Annotated in this window: 17 protein-coding genes; 8 read left to right on the forward strand and 9 right to left on the reverse strand. The window is 57.8% G+C overall.

The annotated features are described in order from the left end of the window. Positions 1–170: 170 nt before the first annotated feature. From RCCGE510_RS10945 to RCCGE510_RS10960, 4 genes are all read left to right on the forward strand, one after another. Positions 171–818 (forward strand): TetR/AcrR family transcriptional regulator, encoded by a 648-nt coding sequence (locus RCCGE510_RS10945; RefSeq protein WP_037078328.1) that lies wholly within the window; start codon positions 171–173, stop codon positions 816–818. A 34-nt stretch (positions 819–852) separates the two neighbouring features. Beyond that, on the forward strand, positions 853–1,719 hold the full coding sequence (locus tag RCCGE510_RS10950) for a class I SAM-dependent methyltransferase (RefSeq protein WP_007629867.1): 867 nt from the start codon (positions 853–855) through the stop codon (positions 1,717–1,719). 240 nt (positions 1,720–1,959) lie between these two features. Then, positions 1,960–3,501, forward strand: a complete 1,542-nt coding sequence (drt5, locus tag RCCGE510_RS10955) for an antiviral reverse transcriptase Drt5 (protein WP_007629868.1) — start codon at positions 1,960–1,962, stop codon at positions 3,499–3,501. Then, a complete protein-coding gene (locus RCCGE510_RS10960) occupies positions 3,498–5,534 on the forward strand; it encodes a DUF87 domain-containing protein (protein ID WP_007629870.1) in 2,037 nt (678 codons plus the stop codon). Before drt5 ends, RCCGE510_RS10960 begins: the two co-directional genes overlap by 4 nt. 559 nt (positions 5,535–6,093) lie before the next feature. Here RCCGE510_RS10960 and RCCGE510_RS10965 read toward each other — a convergent pair. Next, positions 6,094–6,573, reverse strand: coding sequence for a hypothetical protein (locus RCCGE510_RS10965; RefSeq protein ID WP_007629871.1), 480 nt, complete (start codon positions 6,571–6,573; stop codon positions 6,094–6,096). 210 nt (positions 6,574–6,783) lie between these two features. Beyond that, positions 6,784–6,924, reverse strand: a complete 141-nt coding sequence (locus RCCGE510_RS35550; RefSeq protein WP_240539646.1) for a hypothetical protein — start codon at positions 6,922–6,924, stop codon at positions 6,784–6,786. Between RCCGE510_RS35550 and RCCGE510_RS10975 the strand changes: the two genes are divergently transcribed. Continuing rightward, on the forward strand, positions 6,917–7,957 hold the full coding sequence (locus RCCGE510_RS10975; protein ID WP_240539647.1) for a DUF4062 domain-containing protein: 1,041 nt from the start codon (positions 6,917–6,919) through the stop codon (positions 7,955–7,957). The genes RCCGE510_RS35550 and RCCGE510_RS10975 overlap by 8 nt on opposite strands. Before the next feature lies 1 nt (position 7,958). Further along, the gene (locus RCCGE510_RS35555) at positions 7,959–8,222 is read left to right on the forward strand and encodes a hypothetical protein (RefSeq protein ID WP_037078331.1); all 264 of its coding nucleotides are present in this window, start codon (positions 7,959–7,961) and stop codon (positions 8,220–8,222) included. A 340-nt stretch (positions 8,223–8,562) separates the two neighbouring features. Here RCCGE510_RS35555 and RCCGE510_RS10985 read toward each other — a convergent pair whose 3' ends face one another. The 4 genes from RCCGE510_RS10985 to RCCGE510_RS32885 form a co-directional block, all read right to left on the reverse strand. Beyond that, positions 8,563–9,258 carry a hypothetical protein gene (locus RCCGE510_RS10985; protein ID WP_007629879.1) on the reverse strand — a complete coding sequence of 232 codons (696 nt, stop codon included), beginning with the start codon at positions 9,256–9,258 and terminating at the stop codon, positions 8,563–8,565. Between the two features lie 489 nt (positions 9,259–9,747). Then, a complete protein-coding gene (locus tag RCCGE510_RS35965) occupies positions 9,748–9,870 on the reverse strand; it encodes a hypothetical protein (RefSeq protein WP_007629880.1) in 123 nt (40 codons plus the stop codon). Positions 9,871–9,958: 88 nt separating this feature from the next. Continuing rightward, complete coding sequence (locus RCCGE510_RS10990; protein ID WP_007629881.1) at positions 9,959–10,876, reverse strand: HNH endonuclease; 918 nt, start codon at positions 10,874–10,876, stop codon at positions 9,959–9,961. Beyond that, positions 10,873–13,023, reverse strand: coding sequence for a retron system putative HNH endonuclease (locus RCCGE510_RS32885; protein WP_007629882.1), 2,151 nt, complete (start codon positions 13,021–13,023; stop codon positions 10,873–10,875). Before RCCGE510_RS32885 ends, RCCGE510_RS10990 begins: the two co-directional genes overlap by 4 nt. A gap of 343 nt (positions 13,024–13,366) precedes the next feature. Between RCCGE510_RS32885 and RCCGE510_RS11000 the strand changes: the two genes are divergently transcribed. Then, positions 13,367–14,035, forward strand: a complete 669-nt coding sequence (locus RCCGE510_RS11000; protein ID WP_157179894.1) for a hypothetical protein — start codon at positions 13,367–13,369, stop codon at positions 14,033–14,035. A gap of 174 nt (positions 14,036–14,209) precedes the next feature. On the opposite strand, the gene RCCGE510_RS11005 is transcribed toward RCCGE510_RS11000, so the two are convergent. Next, positions 14,210–15,886, reverse strand: coding sequence for an AIPR family protein (locus tag RCCGE510_RS11005; protein WP_007629884.1), 1,677 nt, complete (start codon positions 15,884–15,886; stop codon positions 14,210–14,212). A 471-nt stretch (positions 15,887–16,357) separates the two neighbouring features. Between RCCGE510_RS11005 and recQ the strand changes: the two genes are divergently transcribed. Beyond that, entirely contained in the window at positions 16,358–18,217 is a 1,860-nt protein-coding gene (recQ, locus tag RCCGE510_RS11010; protein WP_037078334.1) for a DNA helicase RecQ, read from the forward strand. Between the two features lie 27 nt (positions 18,218–18,244). Here recQ and RCCGE510_RS11015 read toward each other — a convergent pair whose 3' ends face one another. After that, positions 18,245–20,128 carry a UvrD-helicase domain-containing protein gene (locus RCCGE510_RS11015; protein WP_007629888.1) on the reverse strand — a complete coding sequence of 628 codons (1,884 nt, stop codon included), beginning with the start codon at positions 20,126–20,128 and terminating at the stop codon, positions 18,245–18,247. Next, positions 20,125–22,461 (reverse strand): ATP-dependent endonuclease, encoded by a 2,337-nt coding sequence (locus RCCGE510_RS11020; RefSeq protein ID WP_007629890.1) that lies wholly within the window; start codon positions 22,459–22,461, stop codon positions 20,125–20,127. The genes RCCGE510_RS11015 and RCCGE510_RS11020 overlap by 4 nt, the downstream gene beginning before the upstream one ends. Between the last annotated feature and the right edge of the window lie 272 nt (positions 22,462–22,733).

Genomic DNA, 22,733 nt, shown 5'->3' on the forward strand with positions numbered 1-22,733 from the left:
CTGAGCCCTGCGCGTAATTTCGTCCAGCGATACGCGTTCGATATCGCCAGGCGGCCAAGGGAAACTTGATTTGGAGGACAGGATAAGATCCACTCTTTGGCTTGCATATTTCGGATACTGCGTGTTATCGTAATTCAAGAATAACGATACTGTCAAGGATCTTAATTGTCGTGACTGAAAAAAGCCAGGGTCGACGCGGCCGGCCCACCAACCAAGCGCTCGGCCAAACGATACTCGACGCAGCGTACGAGCTCTTTGTGGAATTGGGGTTTCAAGCGACGACATTGGACAAGGTTGCCCAGCGCGCGAAAATATCCAAGCTCAGCATCTATCGGCACTTCGAGGACAAGGAGGCGCTGTTCAGCGCGGCAATCGCGGCCCGCTGCCATCAGTTTGCACCACAGGCCCTTTTTGAAGGCGTCGACGGTTCAGCCGAAGAGCAGCTCATGACGGTGGGGGCATCCCTGCTTCGCACGCTGTTGAACCCGGAGGTCCGCAGTGTCGAAGCCATGGTCATGGCCGACAAGACAAATCAAAAGTCGTTAAGCAAGCGCTATTACGACGTCGGCCCCGCCCATATCATCGCCCAAATCGAGGCCCTGTTGCGTCAGTTGCACGCGAAGGCGGTTCTGAACGTGCCCGATCCTCTCCAGTCCGCCCGCTTGTTTGGCGCGCTCTTCAAAGGATCCGATCTCCTGATTACTGCACGCTTCGATCAAGCAAGAGCAGAGGACGACAACGAAATCGAATCCTATTGCCGGTCGGCCGTCGCCATGTTCATCGCCGCGCACGGTGGCAACGACCACGCGGCCGGATAGGCTGGTTAAGAACGGATCAGAACAAGGATATGGCATGGCAGAGGAGAAAAATGTTTATCAGGTAGCCGACTGGAATGGCCAAAGCGGGGAGCGCTGGGTCGCTTACCAGGCCCGGCTCGATGCCATGATGGCGGTGTTCGGCCAGGCCGCGATCGAAGCCGCCGCGCCCGGCACCGGCGAACGTGTGCTGGACGTCGGCTGCGGCGCGGGGGCGTCTAGTCTGGATTTGGCCGCCCGCGTCGGCGCGGGGGGCCATGTGCTGGGCGTTGACATATCCGAACCGCTGATCGGCAGAGCGCGCGCGCTTGCGCCGCAGGATACGCCGGCCCTGTTCCAGGTGGCCGACGCCAGCAGCACCGAGCTGCCCGAGGGTGCGTTCGACATCCTGTTCTCGCGCTTCGGAGTGATGTTCTTTGACGATCCTACAGCGGCGTTCGCGCATATGCGCCGTGCGCTCAAGCCGGGCGCGCGGGTCGCTTTCGTCTGCTGGCGCGGCATGGCCGAAAACGATTGGGTGCGCCTGCCGATGGGCGCGATCAAGGGCATCGTCCCGCCGACCGCGCCGCCCGATCCCGAAGCGCCCGGCCCATTCTCGTTCGGCGACCAGGGACGGGTGGCGCGTATCCTGACGGCGGCTGGCTTCGCCGATGTTGCTATCGCGCCATTCGATGCGTCTATCCCGATCGGCGAGGGGGAGACGCGGGACGCGGCGATCGACGACGCGGTGGAGATGACACTCGAGGTCGGCCCGCTGTCGCGCGCGCTCGCTGATCAGCCCGACGACATCCGTGCCCGCGCCTCGGCCGCGGTTCGCGCCACCTTCGCGGACTGCCCCGGTGATCGGTCGGTGATGATCGATGGCGCGGCCTGGATCGTCACGGCGCGCAATCCGGCAAGCTGACAGGGATTGACAGGGGGAGACGTCCCCGCTCGGTGGAGCGGGGCGTCTCAGCATCGACTCCCTGGTCGTGCAAGGCGCGAAGCAGGCGGATGTCAATGACGCGATTGTCGAGGGGTGGGATATCTGCGGATTTGTACGCGCGAAGTCCTTAGCGAAGCGCCGCAATGCGCCTAGATTGTTAGTGCAATCTGATAATGCTAGGAAAGCTTGTAGTAGGGAGATGTCAGGAGGAACAGACACTTGGCCAAGGTACGAAGGCCGCCATCATATGCGTCTAAAGAATTCTTTCTCGAAGACTTCCCTCGGACGCTGTTTCCTCTGACTACGAACAAGATCCTTGTCGAATACGGCGCCAACGAACTACTTGCGTACGCGCAAGAACTCGTGGACGGAGGCGGCTCATTCCTCCCTCAGCGGAGGGTTCACGCTAATAAGGACGCAATCCACCTTCGACGCACAGTGAAGCTCGACCCCGTGGCCGAGTATTACCTCTACCACCTAGTGTTCAGCTCTCGGAGGATATTCCGGAAGCCGCACCGGGCTACGAGACAGCACTTCGGGTACCGCTTTCAGGACGGGCGTCCGCTCTCTCCGTCCAAAAGCTATGCCGACTTCAAGCAGGCCGTCTGGGACGGAACCTTCCGCTTCGAGGAGTTCATCTCCTTCGACGTCGCGTCCTACTTCAACAACGTCTATCAACACGATCTGCATGCCTGGTTTGCCGCGCTTGAGTCCGACCCGAAGACAGTCGAGGCATTCGGCAAGTTCTTCAGGGAGACGAATGCAGGCAGGTCGATGGACTGTCTGCCTCACGGTCTCTTCCCAGCGAAAATGATTGGCAACGACTTCTTGCGCTTCATTGAGGATTCGTCAATGGTCAAGGCGTCCCTAATCGTCCGCTTCATGGACGACATCTATCTCTTCGGCAACAAGCTTGAGGATCTGAAGTCGGACTTCGACGAAATTCAACGGCTGCTGGGTCTCAAGGGACTCTCGGTAAATTCCAGCAAGACAAGGACTGGAGGTATGCCACAAACCGATGAGGCCGACGAGCATTTGAACGAGATCAAGAAGCGCCTGCTTCAACGGCGGCGCCATCTGATAATCACGAACTACGCTGATGACGATGATGGTCGCAATGACGACGACGGCAATGACGCTGGCGCTGCGCTCGATGAGGAGGAGATCGAATTCATACTTTCCATCCTCAGGGAAGGTGATCTTTCCGAGGATGACGCTGAACTGATCATGATCGTCATGCGCGACCACGTGGAGGTCATGGAGGAGTTCCTTGGGTTGTTCGCCGAAGGATTTCCCCACCTTGCGAAGAACTTCTACGGGCTCTGCGCTGAGGCGAAGGACAAGGATTCGGTAGCGGAAATCGTGTTGAGGGTGGTGACAAGCGGACGTCATGTCGGCGAATACCAATTGTTCTGGTTTGGCGTGATGCTGGAGGCATACCTGCTCGATACAAGCCGCGCGCCGGCGATCATAAACGCGCTGTACCATCACCCAAGTGCTACCGACGTCTCTCGTGCGAAGATTTTGGAGATCGCTGACCTGCGGTATGGCCTGCTGGAGATGCGCGAGTCGTTTCTGCGCGAAGGGCGCTCCGACTGGCTCGCATGGGCGTCGGCTGTCGGATCCCGCGCGATGGACAAGCAGGTGAGGAATTATCTACTCGACTATTTTAAGAATGGCTCCCAGATGAACCGGCTCATCGCGGGAATCGTGCAGACGATCCCCGGTAGACCATCCGCGGAGGCAAACCCGACTCCATGAACAAGAACTACGGCTTACTCGGATTTTGCGCCGGGATGGTGCTAATCCTCGCCCTGTTATGGCTGCACACCGGAACGTTCGCTCCGCCGTCAGGCGCTGACTCGATTTGGTTCAACGCCGGGCTATTCACGCTGCTTCTAGGAAGATTCGTAACGGAGTACCGGTTCACTAAACCGAACGACGTCTTGCTAAACTGCGTTGCCGTGTTCGTCGGTGTTTCATCGCTGACGTCTCCTCCACACCGCGAATGGTGGGAGGCGCTCCGCTGGGGCTCATTTTTTCTCGGAGCGGCTGCAGTCGGCCTGTCCTGGGATCTCGGCATGGAGGCGCGGCGGGAGGAGAGCAGGATACGATCTTTGATATATCAGACAGCGGTCGCTCTAGGGAAAGCCGACGTCATCTTTTCGCTGGTTTTCATCCTTGCGATCATCAGTTACTTCGACGTGGACAATCTTCAGACGAAGGTTTTTGTGATCGCCTGGGGGTTCATCCTGCTTGCAGCCAACTTGCAGCTTCCAACGTTGGCCCGCACTATTCGGAAATCGAGAAACTATCCGGACCGGAAGGTGCTCGGAGTCACCCATTCCTTCCTTGCGCCGTCCATCGTGTTCTGCACCCGAATCGGAGACACGAGAACGCGTTTGCACCAGCTTGTGGGCTTCACCCAATCCGGTGCGAGTCCATGCCACTGCATGGGGATCGTCATCGGAGAAAGGTCTTCAGCGTCGGAGACGCGCATTGCTATCGCCCTCATCAGGAGCAGTGTCGCGGAGGCCCAACTCAACGAGAACTCGCTGATGGTCACCGTCAGCGACGACGAGAGACAAGCCGTTCAGCCACCCATAGATGACGCTGAAGTCGCCACCTTGGCTAAAGTCGTCGGTACCGTCGCCAAGGGAAGCACCATCTCGCAGGTGAAGTTCGAGCTGTTCGGGTCTCCCAACGTAAAGGCGGGTTCCATGCTCCGTGTCGGCAGCGGCAACAGCAATGTGTTCTATCAGGTGTTCGACGGGCGGATCAACGAAGAGATCGCCCTCACCGGCGGGGAGCGCGCATACGTCGAGGGCGAGGCAGAACAGATCGGACGCTGGGACCAGCAGCGGGGCGGGTTCGACACCCACGACTGGGTCGCGCGTGAACGAGCGCCGGTCTTCCTGATGGATCAGGACGAGCCGGCCCCTGTCTATGCACCTTCGGTTTCTGAGATGTTTGTCGGGAACGTGCCGAACTCGAACTACAAGGTCGTTGTTGATACACACGACCTCGTGCTCTACCACTCCGCCGTTCTGGGAGTCACAGGCAGCGGAAAGTCTTTTCTGACGTACGCTCTGATCGAACAATGCGCCCAGCAAGGCATCAAGACGATCTGCGTCGACCCTACGGGCGACTACCAAAGGTACCTTCATGATGCCGTGATGGTCCCGACGACGGGCGCCTTGCGCGCTCTTCTTAATTCGAACGCGCACTCTATCGGTATCCTTGAGACAGCATCTTCGGAGCGGAATCCAATAGACCAGACGCTCGAGGTGGCGCAGGTCTGTTTAGAGTGGTGCAAGGCGCACCGACAAGACGCGGATGTTTTGAACCCCCGGCCGAAAGTCCTCGTCGTTCTCGAGGAAGCTCATCTCCTTGTTCCCGAGTGGAACTTCAATCCAACGCAAAACCTGAGGGACAATGTCAACCGGACTGCTCAGATCGTACTCCAAGCAAGGAAATACGGGCTAGGATTTCTGATCGTCTCGCAACGCACTGCCAACGTCACGAAGAGCGTTCTAAATCAATGCAACACTGTCGTGTCCTTCCAGGCATTCGACGAAACAGGGTTCGACTTCCTGAAGAACTACATGGGATCGTACCACGTTACTGCGCTGCCAACCTTGAAGGCGCGCCACGGAATCTTGGTTGGCAAGGCCTCTCGTTCACGCAGGCCTCTCATGGTGCACCTCAATGATCAACAACGAGACGTCCGGGCCCAACCTGCTCCCAACATGTCGATACCGGCCAATCCTGCGCCGTTGAATGCAGACATTTAGCGCAAGGAACGTCCCCAATGGCTGGTGTCTACGGCCGTAATCACCGTTAACTCTGGTGTCGTATCGCCATCGGTTCCCTATTAATGCTATGCCCTCCGCATCACCGACGCGCTTCACGCCTACACCGACGGCTCCTTCGACGCCGCCCCCCGCTCCGGAGGACGGGCGTTAGTCGTCTATCACGGTGGCCGCCAGGCGTACGTCGCCTCAGGTAAGGCGGTCGAACCTCGCCGTTCTGAACGCGATGGCCTTGATCGCCGCCGAGGCCCCGGCACGGTCGGTCACGCTCTGGACGGACGCCGCCCACGTCATAGAAGGCTTTCGCCGATGGAGGTCCATCTGGCGCACCAACGGCTGGAAGCGGATCACTCCGAACCCGCACGTGCGTCGCCGGGCGATCCCCCAGATGGAAATCTGGCAGCAGCTTTGATGCCCTTCTGGAGCGGCATCCGCATGTGGTAGTGCAATGGCGCAAGGGATTCCGGGGCTGCGGGCAACAAACTTTCCGACATTCTGGCGCGCAATGCGGCACGCTCAGCGGTGACTCAGCCGGCGGCTCTCAGTCGCAGTGCTTCGGCGCCTTAAGCGTCTTCACCATCCTGTCAACCAGCGGCCCGAACCGCTTCTGTTGTGCGGCGGGGTATTCGAGGGTGAAGTTCCCCATTGCGTCGCCGCAGAGCGCGATCTGCCGCATGTAGATGATCCGGTCACCTTTGGTTCCCGAAAAGCTCGCCCATGATGCGCCGCGCTTTTCGTAGGTGAACCTCCAGCCGTCTTCAGTCTGGAACTTCTTCCGTAGGTCACTCTCCTGGCTGAAGCCGCCTTCCGTCAGATAGTTGCCCCAGACCGACAGCTTCGCCGTCCCATCGGCGCTTTTGAGACCAATCCCGTCGCCGTTGTCGGGCGTCTGAACCGTTTTGAGGTCTGATGGAAGGTCGATCACGTAGCCGAAGCGGCCGTTCTCGTACGGTTTGAAGTCCGCAGCGACGACCGACGTGGCGAATACACATGCTGCGAAGATGATGGAGAAGCGATACATGGCAGCCTCTGGTGTGTCTCGCGTTAGAGGAAGTCACGGACCTCGACCGGAGGTCAACAGATATCATACGTCTCAAGAGCATCGTCCCGGAGCCAGACGAGATCTTCGTCGGCACTGACGAACCAGCCTGTGTTTCCGTAGGCTACGACTTCTTCATCGAAACTATCACTCCCAACGCAGCAGGAGCGGAGATAATGTAGTTCGACCCGGTCACAAACCGGTTGAAAACGCGCACGGAAGCACCAGCAAATCCTTCAGCCTCTGGATGGCGGCTTGTTCATCTGGCATGGATTCGAGGGCTATCCAAGGATCCGACATGGCATTCGCTTCCACGACATTGAAGGTGCTCATCGCCTCTCCATCGGATCTCAAGGAAGAGCGCGACGCCGCCGAGGCGGCCATTGCCGAATGGAATGCGATCCATGCTGAGGCGGAGGGCGTGGTGCTCCTGCCGGTCCGCTGGGAGACCAGCGTGTTCCCTGTCGCCAACCAACGTCCCCAGGCTGCCATCAACCAGCAGATCGTCGACGGCGCCGACATCCTCGTCGGTCTCTTCTGGACGCGGCTCGGCACCAATACGGGCGTCGCCGTATCCGGAACGGTCGAGGAGATCGACCGCTTCGTAGCGGCAAGGAAGCCGGCGATGATCTACTTCTCGGAGCGAGCGATCAGCCCGTCCGCCATCGACATCGCGCAACTCGGGAACTTGAAAGACTTCCAGGCAACCACCTACAAAGAGGCCCTGACCGGCTCGTTCGGAATCCCTGCCGAGCTCACCCATCAACTCTTCAAGCATCTCACCAGCCTGGTACGGACGCTGCACCGACCAACCCGAACGCCGCGCAAACCGTCGAAGGCGCGTGAGTTGACGGAAATGATGATCGCTCTGAAGACGGCCGGTATCGATCCCGCGGAAGCTGACCGGTTCCGTGAGACTATAGTCGGGATCTCCAGGACGAAGGCACAGACGCACGATCCGGTGCAGGCTGGCGAAAAAGGACCGAACGGTCACTCGATCGGCTACACGCCGGAAGGCGACAAGGTCGAGTGGATTCCGTCCGACGAGGTCGAAGGCGAATTCTGGCCCATCGTTCTTCGCCGCAACGACGCCGCCATCCTCGCGGCGTACAACGAGTTCTGGGACAAGGTCTGGTGGAACCGCCATATGGTATGGGTGGAAAAGATAGAAAGCGGCGAGGAGCCGCTAAAGCCGGAACAAGAAAAGGTCTTCGAGATCGCAAAGAAGGCCGCCCGCCGCATCGAACGGAAGTATGGGAAGAAGAACCTTGGATGGGACGATTTCGACTGGGGACTCCTGAGCGGGCGTATGTCGGCGCTCTCGTGGGTCATGGGGGCGGAATGGGAAGAGTCGCTGGATACCTAAAGTGACGAAGTTCATATTGCCGCCCGTCATCGCCGAACTGGTAATCGCGCGTGATCGCGTCCGACGACACTACGCCGTGCCGGGCCTCTCCTTCACTCTCGACGGGAAACTCGTCGGCGACCTCGGCGAAGCGGTGGCGGCCGAGCTTTTCGGCCTGATCCTCAGGCCCGGCGGTGGGACCGGCATCGACGGTCATGCGCTGGACGGACGATCCGTTCAGGTCAAGGCAACGGGAACCGCCGCGGTCCTGTCTTCAGAAAGGTAGACGCCCGCGCCGACCACCTTATCTTCATCGAGTTCGACTTCGAGAAACTGGCGGGCGAGATCGTCTTCAACGGTCCGGACCACGTCGCGCTACAGGATATGCCGGACGCCTGGGTCAACCAGCGCCCTGTCTCGCTTCGGAAGATACGGGTATTGAACGAAACCGTCTCAGACGGCGACCGGTTGCCGATCATCGAACGGACGCCAACGGGAGACATCCCGCAGCCTGAACTCGCATCAAAACCGCCTTCGTGTTCCGATGGATGCGCCAATGGCTCGTTCAGAAGCTTCTTCTCTGGGGCGTGGGTTCTGCCGGGCTGGTGCACGTTTTCAAGGCGAGACTAGGATTCATTGCGTCTACCCATTCGCCATTCGGAAGCCTTGTCCTCGCGGCAAACGATGTACTCGACGAGCTTCTCTACCTCCTCGATGGCTTGGAAAAGATCGGTTTCGGTGACCTCAACACGGCGACCGAACCATGAGGAGGGATCCTCCGGGTCAAGCTCTTCCTTGTCGCCGCCTACAAAGAAGAGGCGTGGGTGCTTCCGAATCGTAGTCTCGTCGTAGTAGGCATCGAATCCCGAGTAGTCGTCCATGTGCTGGGTGATGTTGCGGGCCAGAACCACCTGTTCGATGATCGCGAGGTCTGCGGGGCAGTCGCTCCAATCGGTGTCGAGGATCTCGGAGAGGACGCCTTTGTAGCCCGTGACGAAACCCTGCTTGAAGAGGGTCTTCTTCGCCTCGGCGCTCGGCTTGAATCTGAACTCGCGTTCAAAGTTCATGAAGGCGATCTTAAGCGAGTTCGACAGCATCGAGAGACATGAGTAGCCCAGCACATTGAGCGCCATCTCGGCCTCGAGCCATTCCACAAGATACGGCGGCTCGCCGCTTTCGATGTCGTACTCGCTTGGCGGCTCGTCGAAAGGCGGCATCTTTTCGTCGATTGCTCTCTGGATCGCGATGAACGGCTTGCAACCCTCCCGATAGTACATTCTGATGAAGTTAGTGCGCAGGTCGGCGAAATATTTGACGTCCATGTGCTCCTCGCGAAATGTTGAAACGATCAGTCGGTCCAAAAGACTTATAAGCACCGAGCATAAATTATGACCGGCCTTCGTCTACCGCCGTTCCGGCGCTCCAATTTTCTCATCCCAACATCACCGACGATGAAGCTCGTGGAGCGGCTGAGTGATGATCCATTGAGCTGAGCTACAGCCTTTGTGAGGAATGTTGCAAGCACCGCCAGCATGTGGTCGTCCGCCAGATCGACGAGCGCCGCCGCCACTTCTTGCGGTTTACAGCCCGCCTCGACGCGACCATGGCGAAGGCGTCGTCCATCGCTTCCTGACACTTCAGGGAACGATCGGGATGTCCGGGGAATAGAGGGGAAGGTAAGCGGGCCATGACAGAGAGATGTCGTCCGTTTTTCGACCGTCAAGGCGCCCACCCTTGCTATCGCTGCCTGCGTCACTATCTCTATTCCGACCACCAGTAGCTGATATCGTCGCCGCCGACCGTGACCAGGTCTACGGATTCGCCTTGACATGTGGCGAATAGAGCCGGGCCCGGACGGCGCCGTCCGGCGTCATGACGGCTGAGCCGTGGCGGTCGCCGAACGCCTGGAAGATGCCGGGAAACCCGTTCGTCACTCTTGTTGTCAACCTCTGAGAAGTCGAGCAATACGCCGGGATGGGTTCGAAGAGATCACAGATCTATCACCCAAGTCGAGAAAACAATTCAAATCAGTTCGGCTTCGAGCAGGGTACTGAATTCGGCTTCGAATGCTTCTAGTCTCGCCGAAAGCATTGCTGAGAAAGCGTGCTCGATCCCGGTTTGGCGGCGTAGGCTTAGAATTCCATCTTCCGCGATTTTCATGAATATCTCACGGCGCGGGTCAACGAGCTCCATTGCTGCCGTCGCCACTTCTCGGATCAAGCGTATTTGGGCGTCAAACGACTGCCGGATTTCCAGCCGACTTTGTACCAGCCCTATGCGGTTTAATGCGTAGATAAGGATGGACGCAGTTGCGCGGGGACATTCGCTTCCAAGCAGATCGACCACCGGCAATACCACGGATACATCAGCCTGCGGCCAATGCAGGTGGTTTTTTGGATCCGTTCGGGTGGGATCGATCAACGCGGGGCTCTCTATGGTGTTCGGGTCAATTTCCGGGTCCGCCCAAACACCGTCCAAGGTAGGGAAGGCGTCTTGCTTTCCGCCAGGTTCCGTATCTCCTATCGACGCGAACGCAGCTTCGAGTTGGGCGAGCGTCATGACAGCGTCCGCCGATATTTGACCTCTGCGGCGGTTGCAGTCGATGCAGGATGGAAGAAGATTGTTCCAATCGGCGGCGAGCCACCAGTAGCCGCGGTGATCGTCCCTCTCCTGAATGCCGCCCTTGGGTCGGTAGTGCTCGACGTCCATCGGCTGGCCACCCTCATAACGAAGCTCGCAGTAGGCGCATTTGCCGTGAAAGAGGTTGCGAAGGGCCAGCGCAACGTCGTCAGCTTTATAGGCTTTGAAAGGATACGCCTTCTTGTGAGGCGGCACCTTTGCATAGTACGCCTTCGCCTTGGCGTATTCCTTGAGTCCCCCGCCATCGGCAGCACTCAAGCTTTCGGGCGCGGGTCTCGTAGAGCGGTCAACGTACCTCATGCGCCATCCAAAGGTTTGCGGAAAGCACCGAGCATGCGCTCCACCACTTCTTTTCTGGAGCTTGATCTTTCAATCGGAGGCAGGTCTCGTCGCTCCGACAGGAAACGGCCTAGCGCTTCCTGAATAATCTGATCCGCGGCCGTGTCGCCAAGAACCAAAGTGCTACGAAGCGCTTGACCAAGCCGGCTTGCATCTTCTTGAGCCCGTTGGTCTCCGGAGTTCGCCCTGGTTAGCGCCTCGACATAGTCAGTCAGGTTTGCCTCGATCTCGGGGTCCGCTGTGCTGTTGAGCCCAAAATAATCCGACGTCAGGATTTGCTCTGCCCGCATGCCGGTTATATCAGGGAGGTCTTCCATCACCGCGATTTGTCGGTCTACGTCTTTGAAAAGCACGATCACTTCACCGTTCTCCATGCCGCGGAGGCACAATGGGTCGTGGGTCGTTGCGATGAACGTGACATTGGGCATGGCGCGTCTGAGAGCTGACATAACCCTCATTTTCCAGCGGGGATGCAGATGGGTTTCCACTTCGTCGATCAGTACGACGCCGCGAGCGTTCTCCAGCTCAGGCTGGTCTTGCAAAAGTTCACGCATAATGTCGACAGCCATGGCGAACAGAGAGCGGTATCCCTCGCTCAGTCGGCCGACGGGTTCAAGTCGACCCTGCACTCGCACGCAAACGCCCATTAGCTCATCGAGAACGAGGTCATCGCTCTCTCGAAGCGCAAGGATCTCCCGAAGCCCGCGGGCGACCGCATTGAACTTGTTGGACTCGCTCACCGCGATCTCGCGCAACCACGCAGCCGGGTCTGGAAGAGCAACGGCTGGGTGGAAGAGGCTCCGGACGCGGGCAGATTTCGACTTTAACCAGGGCGCGCCGTCCTTTGAATAGCGGCGGGGGCCGTAGCCAATCACGACAGATCGCGGCTGAGGAGTACTTTCGATGCGTCTCTTTAGCGGATCGACATTCAAGACTGCTGGCTCTGGACGATCATGGAAGCTGATCTTCACAGATACCGGCTCAGTGTCTACCAGCTCAAGCCGCTGCGCGCCTTTGCGACGCAACAGATCCTCCGCCTCGACCAAACCAGAGGATTCACGCTCGCTAAGCATCGTCAGTGCTATGGCTTCAAGTACGGAACTCTTCCCAGCCGCGTTCTCACCAAGAAGCATAAGCGCGCCGGCCGTTCCTTTGTCTTTTCTGAGAGGAGGAACATGAAGGGTTAGGTTGCCAATACTCTTGAAATTGTTGATCTCGACTACGCTGATGGCAGCCGGAGCAGGAGGTCGAACCTCATGCGCCGGTCTCATCACCCGAGAAGGATTATAGTCTGGCTCGAAGGCATCAGACCCTTCTCGTAACTGTGCGGCCGCGCTCCGAAGCGCATTCTCCTCGACACGGTATAATTCCTGCATCAGCCTTTGTCCCGAGGGACCGTATCTCCGCCACGCAGGACGACGCCCGATCGCCGTTTCGAGAAGTAGACTTAGGTACTGGGTCGCCGCTCCGGAAAATTCTGCTTCCGGCTCGATAAAAGTTTCCAGAGCAGGGCTGTTTTGCAAACCGAATTCGAGCCGTGTTATGATCCTTTCAATAACCTCGTTGCGCCTCCAAACCAGGTTCTTCCTGTTGAGATCGAGGTACCCGATCGTTCCTTGTCCCTTGTCCGTCAGCGGTTGATAGCGGCCATCAGAGCAGAACCGCAGATGCGCCCTTGGATCGTCGAAACACGGGTCGACAAACAGGACGTGTTCGAAAGCACGGGCCTCTCCAATCGTTGAAAATGGAGGGGCAGGCGCCGCCGCCATGGGAAATGCCCCACCCTTTCTGCGATCGCACTCGAAACATGTTGGGTAGAGGTTTTCCCAATCGTAGGCGAGCCACGGATACAGAGATTTGGGGCGGAAGTGGTCGATCGTGTTGGCTGAGCGACTCTCGCAGTAGGCGCATTTATGGAAGAAGAGCTCAGATAGAGCCTGAGGAACTTCGGACCGGTGAATGATGGATTCGTCGTATGGACTCCGCCGCTGTGCCTTTTCGTCCTCCGACCGTCTCATAAATCGCTGCACGTCCTCGATCGCGGCTCTTACTCGATCAGATAGCAGTGCTTTCGGTACAGACGTCCTGCTCCGATCGACGTAGCGCATATTCACTCCTCACCAGGACGATGGACCACCCGGAGTGCGATTCGTCCGGATCACGGATCGGCATACATTTAGCAGTCGACACTTGCAATCTCAGGTAGGTTTCAATGGCGACCGTCGAATTGCGGTCTCGCTGGCGATTTCGCCAGAGAGCAGGACGGCGATCGACGAAATCTCCTCGGCATAATCTGTTGGTGACTGGACGGCGGTCCAATAGCAACGTCTTTGTCAGCTCCGGGATGTTGTCCTGTCTTTGCTACGAGGTAGGTTTGCATTAACTCTATCGATCTTTCATCTGAGTTGGTTGTAACGATCGGCGGAGCCTATGCACAGGAAAGCATGCGATTTGACTGCCGGTGCCTTCAGGCTGATCGGCCCCCAATACCAGCCTTTGATAAATGCTATAAAGCGGGCGCAGGCGGCAGAATCAGTAAGCCTAGACCTTCACTCTGTCCAAGATTCGCTCGATGCGCTGATCGAGCGAGGCAAGGAGTTGAAGGCCGAGATGGAAGACATCGTAGCGCCTGCACTGCTGACTCACGCTATCGTTCTTTACGTCCGCGCATCCTCGTCCTCGAGTGAGCGCTTCAAAGTCGGTTTCGAGGGGGCGTTCAGCCCCGAGCAGCGCGACGCGCACAACGTTATCGTGAGATTGCGCGACAAGTGTGTTGCCCACTTTGGGGAAGACAATGGCAACTGGAATAGCGAAAAGCTTCTTTACATCGAAAACGGCGAGAGCAACTCACTCAACTTCGTCCACAAGCGCACCCATGTTGACTTCTATGTGGTGATGATAATGAAAAATCTACTGGAGACTGCAATCCCGTCCGTAATTGACCGAAGGGCGCGAGCTATCGATAAGGTGGACGAAGAAATCCAGAAACTTAGCGCGGCGGACGCCAGCCAGCTCCTTTCGGTGCCATTTGAAGAATCTTCGTTCTTCAAGAGCAAAGGGCTTGGTGAACGTTTTTGGGACAGCGACTCGTATTCATCCACTGTAAAGGTCAGGATCTAAGCCGTTCTCCCTGCGAGGCAAGATTGAGCCTTGGCTGAAGACAGTTCATTGTGGGCCGCAGGACGTTTGACGCCCTTCGGGGACCGGCGAGAGTTGTCTTGCGACGCCTGACGGTCGATCTTGAGAAACGTTGGATCGAGGCTCTCCAATCCACGGATATCCGGGGCTGCGACGTCAGCTTTCGGGCTGAAGCTGGTCGAAGAGTGTCATCTGCCGGCCGTCCAGCTCCTCGACGATCCGCTCCTTGGTTTTCGAGCTGCGGAAGAGCTGATAATGGGCGGTTTTGGTCGGACGGCACGCGCGCGCTACGAGCGAGAGGGCTTGGAGCACGAGGTCTTGCGCGGCAGCTCCTGTAGGGATCTCCTTCTTGGAGTGCGTGAGTATCAGCGACGCAGCGTAGAGGATGAACCAGTGGCCGTAGACGAGGTATTGAGCCTCGCCAGGCCGGTCCTTGGCGTCACGCTGCTTGATCATGTGGTCGTCACGCATCGTCTCGATGATGGAATAAAGCTCGAAGATTCGGCAGAGCTCGTTAATTCCATAGTGCTCGTGGAAGATTAACCCGAAGCGGTCGCCAAAGATCGAATCCGAATCTGCCTTGGCTCGATCGGGCTCCCTCAGCTTATAGGCCAGCAGGATCTGGCCTAGCTTAAGTGCGTCGATGCGCCTGCTCGGCTCGACGTCTGGATGCGAGTTACGTTTCCGCTCAAAGAAGTAGCCGTTGTCGCGGAAGGCGGTTTCCAGGTTCCTGAGCGCCGGGTGGTTTGCGCGTAAATCTCGCGCCTGTATGCGGGCCTGACTGTTTGTCGCCACGGCCACGCGCTCGATGATGTCTGTTCGGTCTGTCGCGTAGATGCGGACGAGGATCACGACATTGCGGAGATCGTCGGGGGAACGTCTATACGCTTCCATCAGGGAGTGTGAAGTCTGCGCTCCGTTTACGATCTGGAAGTCCTCGACCCTGATAACAGGACTGACATGCGCCTTGTTGAAAGAATAGTTGCGGCAGGTGATGGTAACGCCATTGTTGAGGTACCAGAAAAGGTAGCTCTCCGACGACGATGCGGTCTCGATGATGTTGCTGTTGTAGCCGCCGTTGGTGCCCAAAAACACACGCAGGTTCTCATTGAAAAGATGTCTTTTGACGGACTTCCCGTCCTCGGTCTGGATCAGCTTAACAAAGGAAGCTGCGTCGACCGACGCGATGACGCCTCGCACGTCGCCGTCGATCCGCTCGAGTGTGTCTCGCCCGATCGCCTGCAGGACGCCAGACTCCCGGCCACTAGCCGACTGTCCCAGGTCGCGGAGGAGGTCGCGTGCGGCGTACTGTTCGAATACAACGTTTGGCAGGTTCTTGATTGCGCTACGCAGCAGGGCTTCTGCAGATTCGTGTAAGCATGCGCCATTGGTGCAGAATACGATGCGGTAGCGGCAAATTACCCCGCTACGATGCAGTTCCCAAATACGCTTTGCAGCCTCACTGACCTGCAGATTGCCTCGGTCTGAAAGCCACTGGTCCTGGTCAAAGAGCGCCTGCACGAAGCGCACCACTTTCAGAGCTTCTCCTTCGTTTACGGTCCTGTCGGTCGTCTTGTGCGAGGTCCGGTGCTTTGACTGAATTATGAAGATTTCAGCGCTATCGTCTTGTTCTATGATCTCGATGGCATCGACGCCCAGGTCGTTGCCGCCGTCGACAACCATCTCCGGGAAGTCCGTGGCACGATCGGGAAAGAACTGCTCCAACACAAGATAGAGAAACGAAGTTGATTGCGAACTCAGCTTATGACGCGCAGCGGTCCGGCGGACGCGCGCCTCTAGGATGTCCCACTCGATTGCTGTAACGGTCGGCATCGAATCCTTTCGATCTCTTTGAAGGTTACAATATATTGCAGCCCAAGAAGTTAAACTTCGGGTTGCTGCTGTACACAGGTAAATCGGACTGTCGCGGATGTGGAACGAAAGGTCGAGGACTTCGATGCAGGAGCCGTGACGCCGTATGCCTTGCGCACATCTGCACCCAGACGTTCCTAATCCTTGTCGCGTGCCAGCACCTGAGAGCGCGCGATAAGGGCTAGGCTTGATCCGAGATTCATCAGGTCCCGCCCGGATGTCGATAAGGGATTGGAGCGGAGTATAACAATGGTGCGATCAAGATCCATCCGGAAGTCGCCGTATACGGCGCATCGAGTGCAATCGATGCGCTTGCGGCGTCAGAAGCTGTTGATAGGATGAACGGGTCGAGTCGTACGCACCGCCGCCGTGGTAGCCTGGAGGTGATCGATTCCAGGATCGCGGATTTTTCAAAGATATATAGCGGGTGGAATGGCGACGTCGCAAAACAACACATTTGGAATGACTTACTCTCCAGAACTTGTCGATCCGTTGCAGGTGCTTCGGAACGTATGGGGGTATCCTGAATTTCGCGGGATGCAGGCTGATGTTGTTAACAACGTGATGTCGGGACGCGATACGCTTGTTCTGTTTCCCACGGGTAAGGGCAAGTCGCTATGCTTTCAACTCCCGGCACTTTGCATGCCGGGCACGGCGGTCGTCGTGTCGCCGCTCGTGGCTCTCATGCGAGATCAGGTCGAGGAACTGAAGGAACTGGGCGTCGCCGCAGGCGCATTGTGGTCGGAGCAGGCCCCGGAGGAGGCAGCGGAGGTCAGGCGTCGTCTGCGTGCCGGTGAGATGAAGCTGTTGTACGTCACGCCCGAACGTGTCGCGGCCGGTGGACTGCAGTCGATGCTCGGACCGGACGGCCTGTCCCTGATCGCCGTCGATGAAGCACATTGCATCAGTTTTTGGGGAAATAATTTCCGAAAGGACTACTTGGCGCTTGGACGCCTGAAGGAAATGTACCCCGGCGTTCCGATCGTCGCTCTCACCGCCACGGCGGATCCGCACACGCAGAAAGACATCGTCAAGCTGCTCAACATCGCCGGCGCCGAGGTCTACGTCGACAGCTTCGATAGAAAGAATATCAGCTACGAGATACTCCCTCGAAGCAATCCGCGGGCCCAGCTCCTGGACTTCTTGAAGAGGCACGAAGGCGAAAGCGGTATCGTCTACTGTCTATCCCGCAAGAAGGTCGAGGAGACCGTCGAGTGGTTGAACGAGAACGGCGTCCGCGCAAAGCACTACCACGCCAGGCTGGATCCTGCAGTCAAGGCGGCCAACCAGGACGCCTTCCGTCTTGAAGAGGGGCTTTGTCTGGTCGCCACAGTCGCTTTCGGGATGGGGATCAACAAGCCGAACGTTCGCTACGTCGCCCATCTCGATCTGCCATCATCGATCGAAAGCTACTACCAGGAGACGGGGCGCGCTGGTCGTGATGGCCTTCCGTCCGAGGCGTTCATGGTCTTCGGCATGCAGGACATTGTTCAACGCGGCCGGATGATCGAGGAGGGTGACGCTTCAGATCAGGTAAAGAGGATCGAACGCGCCAAGCTAAACGCGCTGGTCGGCATCTGCGAGACGACGGCCTGCCGCCGACAGGCAATCCTCGGACACTTCGGCGAGCAACACCCTGGCAACTGCGGCAATTGCGACACATGCACGAAGCCGATCGAGACCTGGGACGGGAGCGACGCAGCAATCAAGGCACTCGCGGCCATCTACCGGACTGGCGAAAGGTTCGGCGTCGGCCATGTCATCGACGTCCTCATCGGGAAAACGACCGACAAGACCAAGAGGTTCGGACACGTGGATCTTGCTGTCTTCGGAGCGGGCAAGGAATTCAATGCTGCAAGCTGGCAGTCGATATACAGGCAGCTTCTCGCCTTGAACCTTATTCGAGTCGAGCATGATGAATTCGGCGCGATGAAGCTGCAGGAATCAGCCGCCGCAGTGTTCAAGAAGGAAAGGTCGGTGACCCTTCGTCGCGATCGGTCCGTGGCCCGTGGCACGAAACGTAGCGTCGAGGCGTCGAACTACTCCTCTCGCTCCGGTCTGTCCGCGGACGACCGGGAGGTCTTCGAGGTTCTTCGGCAGGAGCGGCTCGCCATTGCCAAGGAACTCGGGGTCGCCCCCTATGTCATTTTCCCGGACACGACCCTGATCGCATTCGCGACAAGCCGGCCATCGACGCTTGACGAAATGCTGGAGATATCGGGCGTTGGTCCGACGAAGCTGGAGCGCTACGGCGCTCGGTTCCTGGAGGCCCTCGAAGTTGCCTTGCGGTGATGGCGACCAGGGCGTCGGAAGGGCATCCTAGCCAGCAAGTGACCCTTCCTCCAGAATGTCCTCGGGTCGAAAGAAGCCCTTGTTAAGGATCGCAGCCCTTGCCGCGGTGACATCTGGCACGAACATCACCACCGCCAGGTCTTGAACAGCACGCGAGCAGCAGACGTAGAAAAGGCGTCTTGTACGGTCGATCACGGAATCTTTGCGTTCCGCGATATTGCGTTCATCCGTATCGGACAGCTCAGTGATGCCGAAGTATTTGCCGTACGAGAACAGGTTCTGACCCTTGCCCTCCTCGTCGTCGAGAAGGACGAGCACTCTGTCAAATTCGGCCCCCTTGACGCCCTGCTGGGTAGCAAAGGGAGACAGATCCTCGATGTATTTCTGGTAGCCCCAAAGCTCGATGGCCGGGCTGGCCAGGAATTCCACCATCGGGAGGTACTCCGGATCAAGCTCATCTGCCGGGTTTACCGGGGCTGCAAGATGTCGCGACATCCGTTCGTCTACAGCGATCAGCGACGAATTTATCGCGAAGTTCAGAATCTCTCTGATCGTTGTCGCTGGCTCGGAAAAAAGACGATCGAGTTCATGTGTCGCGTCGTGAAGTTGTCGGAGAACGCCGGCTACATTTTGACCGGCTCCTGGATCACGCAGCGGACCCTTCTCGCGCAGTATCGTTACGATCTCGAAGTCGTCGCCCGCTCGCACGGCAGATGCCAAGGGCAGAAGGTATGTGATGAATGGACGAAGCGGCCATGCGGTGCCATCAACGAGGCCGTCCTTCAGGCTGTCAGGCGCCTCGTCATTCAAGGATGCATAGAGATTTGGGAAACCCAGTCGTTTTGCTGCCATTCGATGAACGACGACAAGCATCCGCACATCTGCGTCTTTCTGGTCGCTCTCCCATAGAGGGTCGTCGTTGACGTGGCCAAGATACTTCCGAACCTCACCGACGCGCCGGGTGCGATCCTCATCTGCAGGCAGAAGAAAGATCCTCGCCGTCCCATCCACTGGGACGTCTTGATCTTCCACTTTTATCGTTCTGCCTCTCACCTGTTTCAAATCGTCGTCTTCCGCCCGGATAGCATTTATGACCTTCAACACGCGCTGTGGGCATCGAAAATTCTCCGGCTTTAGAATCTCGATCCAATCCTGCTCGCGATCGATCACACCAGCGCCCGCAGTGTAGATCTTCTGCATTGGATCGCCGAAAAATCCCAGGCAGAACGGATGTTCCACCGTTTGCGCGACCTTCCGGAGTGCCTCGATAAAGGCCGGGGTCGTATCCTGGCTCTCGTCCACGAACAAAACGGGATACTGTGCGGCCAGAAGGTTTCGCAGGAGCTGCTTCTGCTCGATCAGGGCAGGGACTAGTTTGATTATATCCGGGTGCCCCAGCACGCCATGACCATAGTCGCTGCCGGTTCCGTAGGTGAACCTCTGCAGGCGACGCACAATCTCCTTCTGCTGTTGATATCGAGCTAGCGCGGCCTCGATCTTAGGGCGGGTCGCGGCACGCGTCCCCGGCTTGGCGAGCCGGTCGTTTCCCTCTGTGATCTTTTCATCGATCCGCGAGAGAACCCAATCGCGAATGTCTGTCTGGAACGTATGGATTAGCGACCACAGGAAGCTATGGATCGTGGAGACGTGACAAAGAAGATCGTTGCCCACGTCGCTTCGGATTTCGTTCACAGCCACGTCCGTGTAGGTGATGCAGGCAATCTGCTGTCCGCGCATGCGAAGCTCGTTCCCACGCGTTCGGGAGAGATGAGCCAGCGCCTTGATCAACGAGGTTGTCTTCCCTGATCCGGCTCCTGCCACCATCACGAAGTTTGTGGGCGGCCGATTGTCGAGCGCGGTACGCAGCTCGATGTCGGCCTTCGTGTCCGGTTTTCCAATTCGACTGGTCATTCGAAGATGTCCCCGAAAGGTTCGAGCTCCCCGGCGTCTCCGCGTGCGTCGCCCCCGCCGTCCTCCGGTGGCATGACTTCATTCTCCAACCACCTGAGGCCGTCGAAGATGTACCGTGGCACCGACCAGTCCTTCGGATCCTGCTCGAGCAGAGCTAGTGCAAAGTTGGTCTTGCCGAAGCTGGCGCCAGCGATTTTCCGGTTAAGCCGAGCGGAGATTTCAAAGAGGTCTAGTTTGGCCGCCCCCCTAATCCTGAGCTTAAGGCTTTGACGGTCTTTATCCTGAGACCAGACAAGGTTTTCGAGCGCGAAGGCTTCCTCCAATGTGCGTCCGGCGAGGGTCCTTGTCTCGTCTCTCCAAACAACCTCGGTGCTCGTCTGATAGGAAACCCGTACCAGTGCCCCATGCTCAACCGCTCTCGTCTGTGTGCAGTCGCTAGCATCGGCAGCCAGAAGATCCGCAATAAGCGTCTTTCCAGGCAACCATTTGATCAGCGTCTGGTTCGACGTGACCGCGCCGTCAATCGAAACCAGGCAGGCGGTGCCGGGGCCGGGCTCCTCATTCTCGTCTTCCGGCTCTTCCTCTTCCGCGACAATAGCAGCCGCTTCCGCTTCCGCAGGGTTCTCTGCGACGGCAGGCTGCGGTTCACCTTCTTGTCCGGCAATGTCATCTTCGGGTTCTATCTCAGGGGGCGCACCAGGGAGCACGCTGTCGATGTCCGTTATGATGAGCGTTGTGATGCCGAGGAATTCGATTAGGCTCTTGAACCGGTGCCCGAATGCTCCACCGATCTCAAGGACACTCAGATATGCCGATCGCAGACGGGGAGCCGCCATCGCAATCATCTGTGGCAGCAGGAGGCGTTCCACATTGCCCTCGACCAGCACCGCGGCGTCGGCGAAGAACAGGTCGCAATGGGTGAGCTTGAGATATCGCTCGAGGAAATTCCGATTGCGCGGCGACGTATCTTCATAAAACGATGAGAGGTTGAGTACGTCGGACGTCTGTCCGGCTGCTCCGGGCATGCGTCGGAAATAGCGGATCGGCCGGAAACCACGCTCGTAGAGAATATGAGACGAGTGGGTCGAGACCACGAGCTGGCTCGTATAGTAGAGCCCGTCGTCGCCGTCGATCTTAAGGATATCCAGGACCTTTCGGACGAAGACCTGCTGAAGCTGAACGTGTAGGTGAGCTTCCGGCTCCTCGATGAACACGAGGTGGAGCGGCGGCCTGCTCTCCTCGATATCCAACCATCTCCCGTGGAGGTCGAGGAGTTCGACGACCATGTAGATGAGGTTCTTGAAACCGAGGCCATTGTACCGATCGGGAAGCGTCGGCAGTACGCCGTGTTCATTTTCATCGCCGAGCGCATAGTGAACCTTCGTCCCATCCTGGGAACTCATGATTGTCGCTGGGTTCAACGCTGTCTTGATTAGGAGGCGAGGATTCCCCAATCCCGGATAACCGAGCTCCGAGAGACGATCTAAGGTCGGGCCAAAGACACGGCCGAGATGATCGTTGAGCATCATCTCGGAAGCGGCAAGCGCACGCTGGGCTTCGAAATCTGCGGAGCTTTGCTCCAGGTTTCGCTGGTAGAAACGGCCGAGGACACGTGACAGCTCCTCGGCACGCGATCCTCCTGCTGAGTCTGAAAGGTGGCGTTGGGCATGCAGGAAGTCGACTTTGACGAGGCTCGCCAGGATGTCCTTCCCGTTCCGTCCCTTGTCTGATGAGATCAGTCGCGGGACATAATCAGCGTGTTCGCGCAGATCGTTGTCGAAGCATGCCCGATCCAGAACATGATATTGTAATTCAAAACCATGACGCAGCCTGACGCCTCCGTCGTCCCGAAGGTAGTCACAGAGCGTTCTAGGTGAAGGGTGATAGTCGCCAGCGCCGTTCGCTGCCGGCTGGACGTTCGCTGCCGCGAGGGCGTGGGCTGTCTGGAAGCTCTGCAACAATGCACCAGGATCAGAGGCGGCAAACGACACTCGGATCCCGACTTTGCTTCCCGTAAAGGCGAGGCTGGGAAGGAGCTCGACGACCCGATGGAGGTTTGCCGGCTCTACGTTGAACCAGATATCCATCGAGATAGTCGGCAGTTCATCTACTTCACCGGTGCCGAATGCATCGATGGCAATCCAACAGTCCGAGCTGAAATCGTGAAGCGAGAACCGCTCGCGTGAAGCCGCCGTAAAGAGCTGGAGCGCGTGGGTGGCAGACGTCTTACCGCTATTGTTTGCGCCCACGAAGATAGAGATGTCGGAGGCCAGATCGATACGTACGTCCTTAAGACGGCGAAAATTACGAAGTCTAATTGATTCAATATGCATGAAACTTCTGACCCCAATGCTCTCAAGGATTGCACTGTAGTCAGTCGAGCGGTGATTCGTCAGGTGGTGATCTGGGCTCGGAGGTCGGCTTTCACAGTCGCCGGCTGACGGTGTCGTCGGTTGCTGGGATTCAAGCTCGGAATGGAAGTCACGCAGACAGAAAAAAGGGGACCAGCACCCAGAGGTCCGATCCCTGTGTCAGTGTCCCACGGAGATATGCCATGGGCAGGGAAGTTTTCCGTCAGCACATTAGAATACTATAATGCGAGATG

The organism is Rhizobium sp. CCGE 510 (assembly GCF_000292525.1).
Taxonomy (GTDB): domain Bacteria; phylum Pseudomonadota; class Alphaproteobacteria; order Rhizobiales; family Rhizobiaceae; genus Rhizobium.

Coding starts and splice junctions, on each gene's coding strand:
- RCCGE510_RS10985 (WP_007629879.1), bottom strand. CDS start 9,258: ATGGACGTCAAATATTTCGCCGACCTGCGCACTAACTTCATCAGAATG.
- RCCGE510_RS10960 (WP_007629870.1), top strand. CDS start 3,498: ATGAACAAGAACTACGGCTTACTCGGATTTTGCGCCGGGATGGTGCTA.
- RCCGE510_RS10965 (WP_007629871.1), bottom strand. CDS start 6,573: ATGTATCGCTTCTCCATCATCTTCGCAGCATGTGTATTCGCCACGTCG.
- RCCGE510_RS11005 (WP_007629884.1), bottom strand. CDS start 15,886: ATGCCGACCGTTACAGCAATCGAGTGGGACATCCTAGAGGCGCGCGTC.
- RCCGE510_RS32885 (WP_007629882.1), bottom strand. CDS start 13,023: ATGCGCTACGTCGATCGGAGCAGGACGTCTGTACCGAAAGCACTGCTA.
- recQ (WP_037078334.1), top strand. CDS start 16,358: ATGGCGACGTCGCAAAACAACACATTTGGAATGACTTACTCTCCAGAA.
- RCCGE510_RS35550 (WP_240539646.1), bottom strand. CDS start 6,924: ATGAGCACCTTCAATGTCGTGGAAGCGAATGCCATGTCGGATCCTTGG.
- RCCGE510_RS10990 (WP_007629881.1), bottom strand. CDS start 10,876: ATGAGGTACGTTGACCGCTCTACGAGACCCGCGCCCGAAAGCTTGAGT.
- RCCGE510_RS11015 (WP_007629888.1), bottom strand. CDS start 20,128: ATGACCAGTCGAATTGGAAAACCGGACACGAAGGCCGACATCGAGCTG.
- RCCGE510_RS11020 (WP_007629890.1), bottom strand. CDS start 22,461: ATGCATATTGAATCAATTAGACTTCGTAATTTTCGCCGTCTTAAGGAC.
- RCCGE510_RS10950 (WP_007629867.1), top strand. CDS start 853: ATGGCAGAGGAGAAAAATGTTTATCAGGTAGCCGACTGGAATGGCCAA.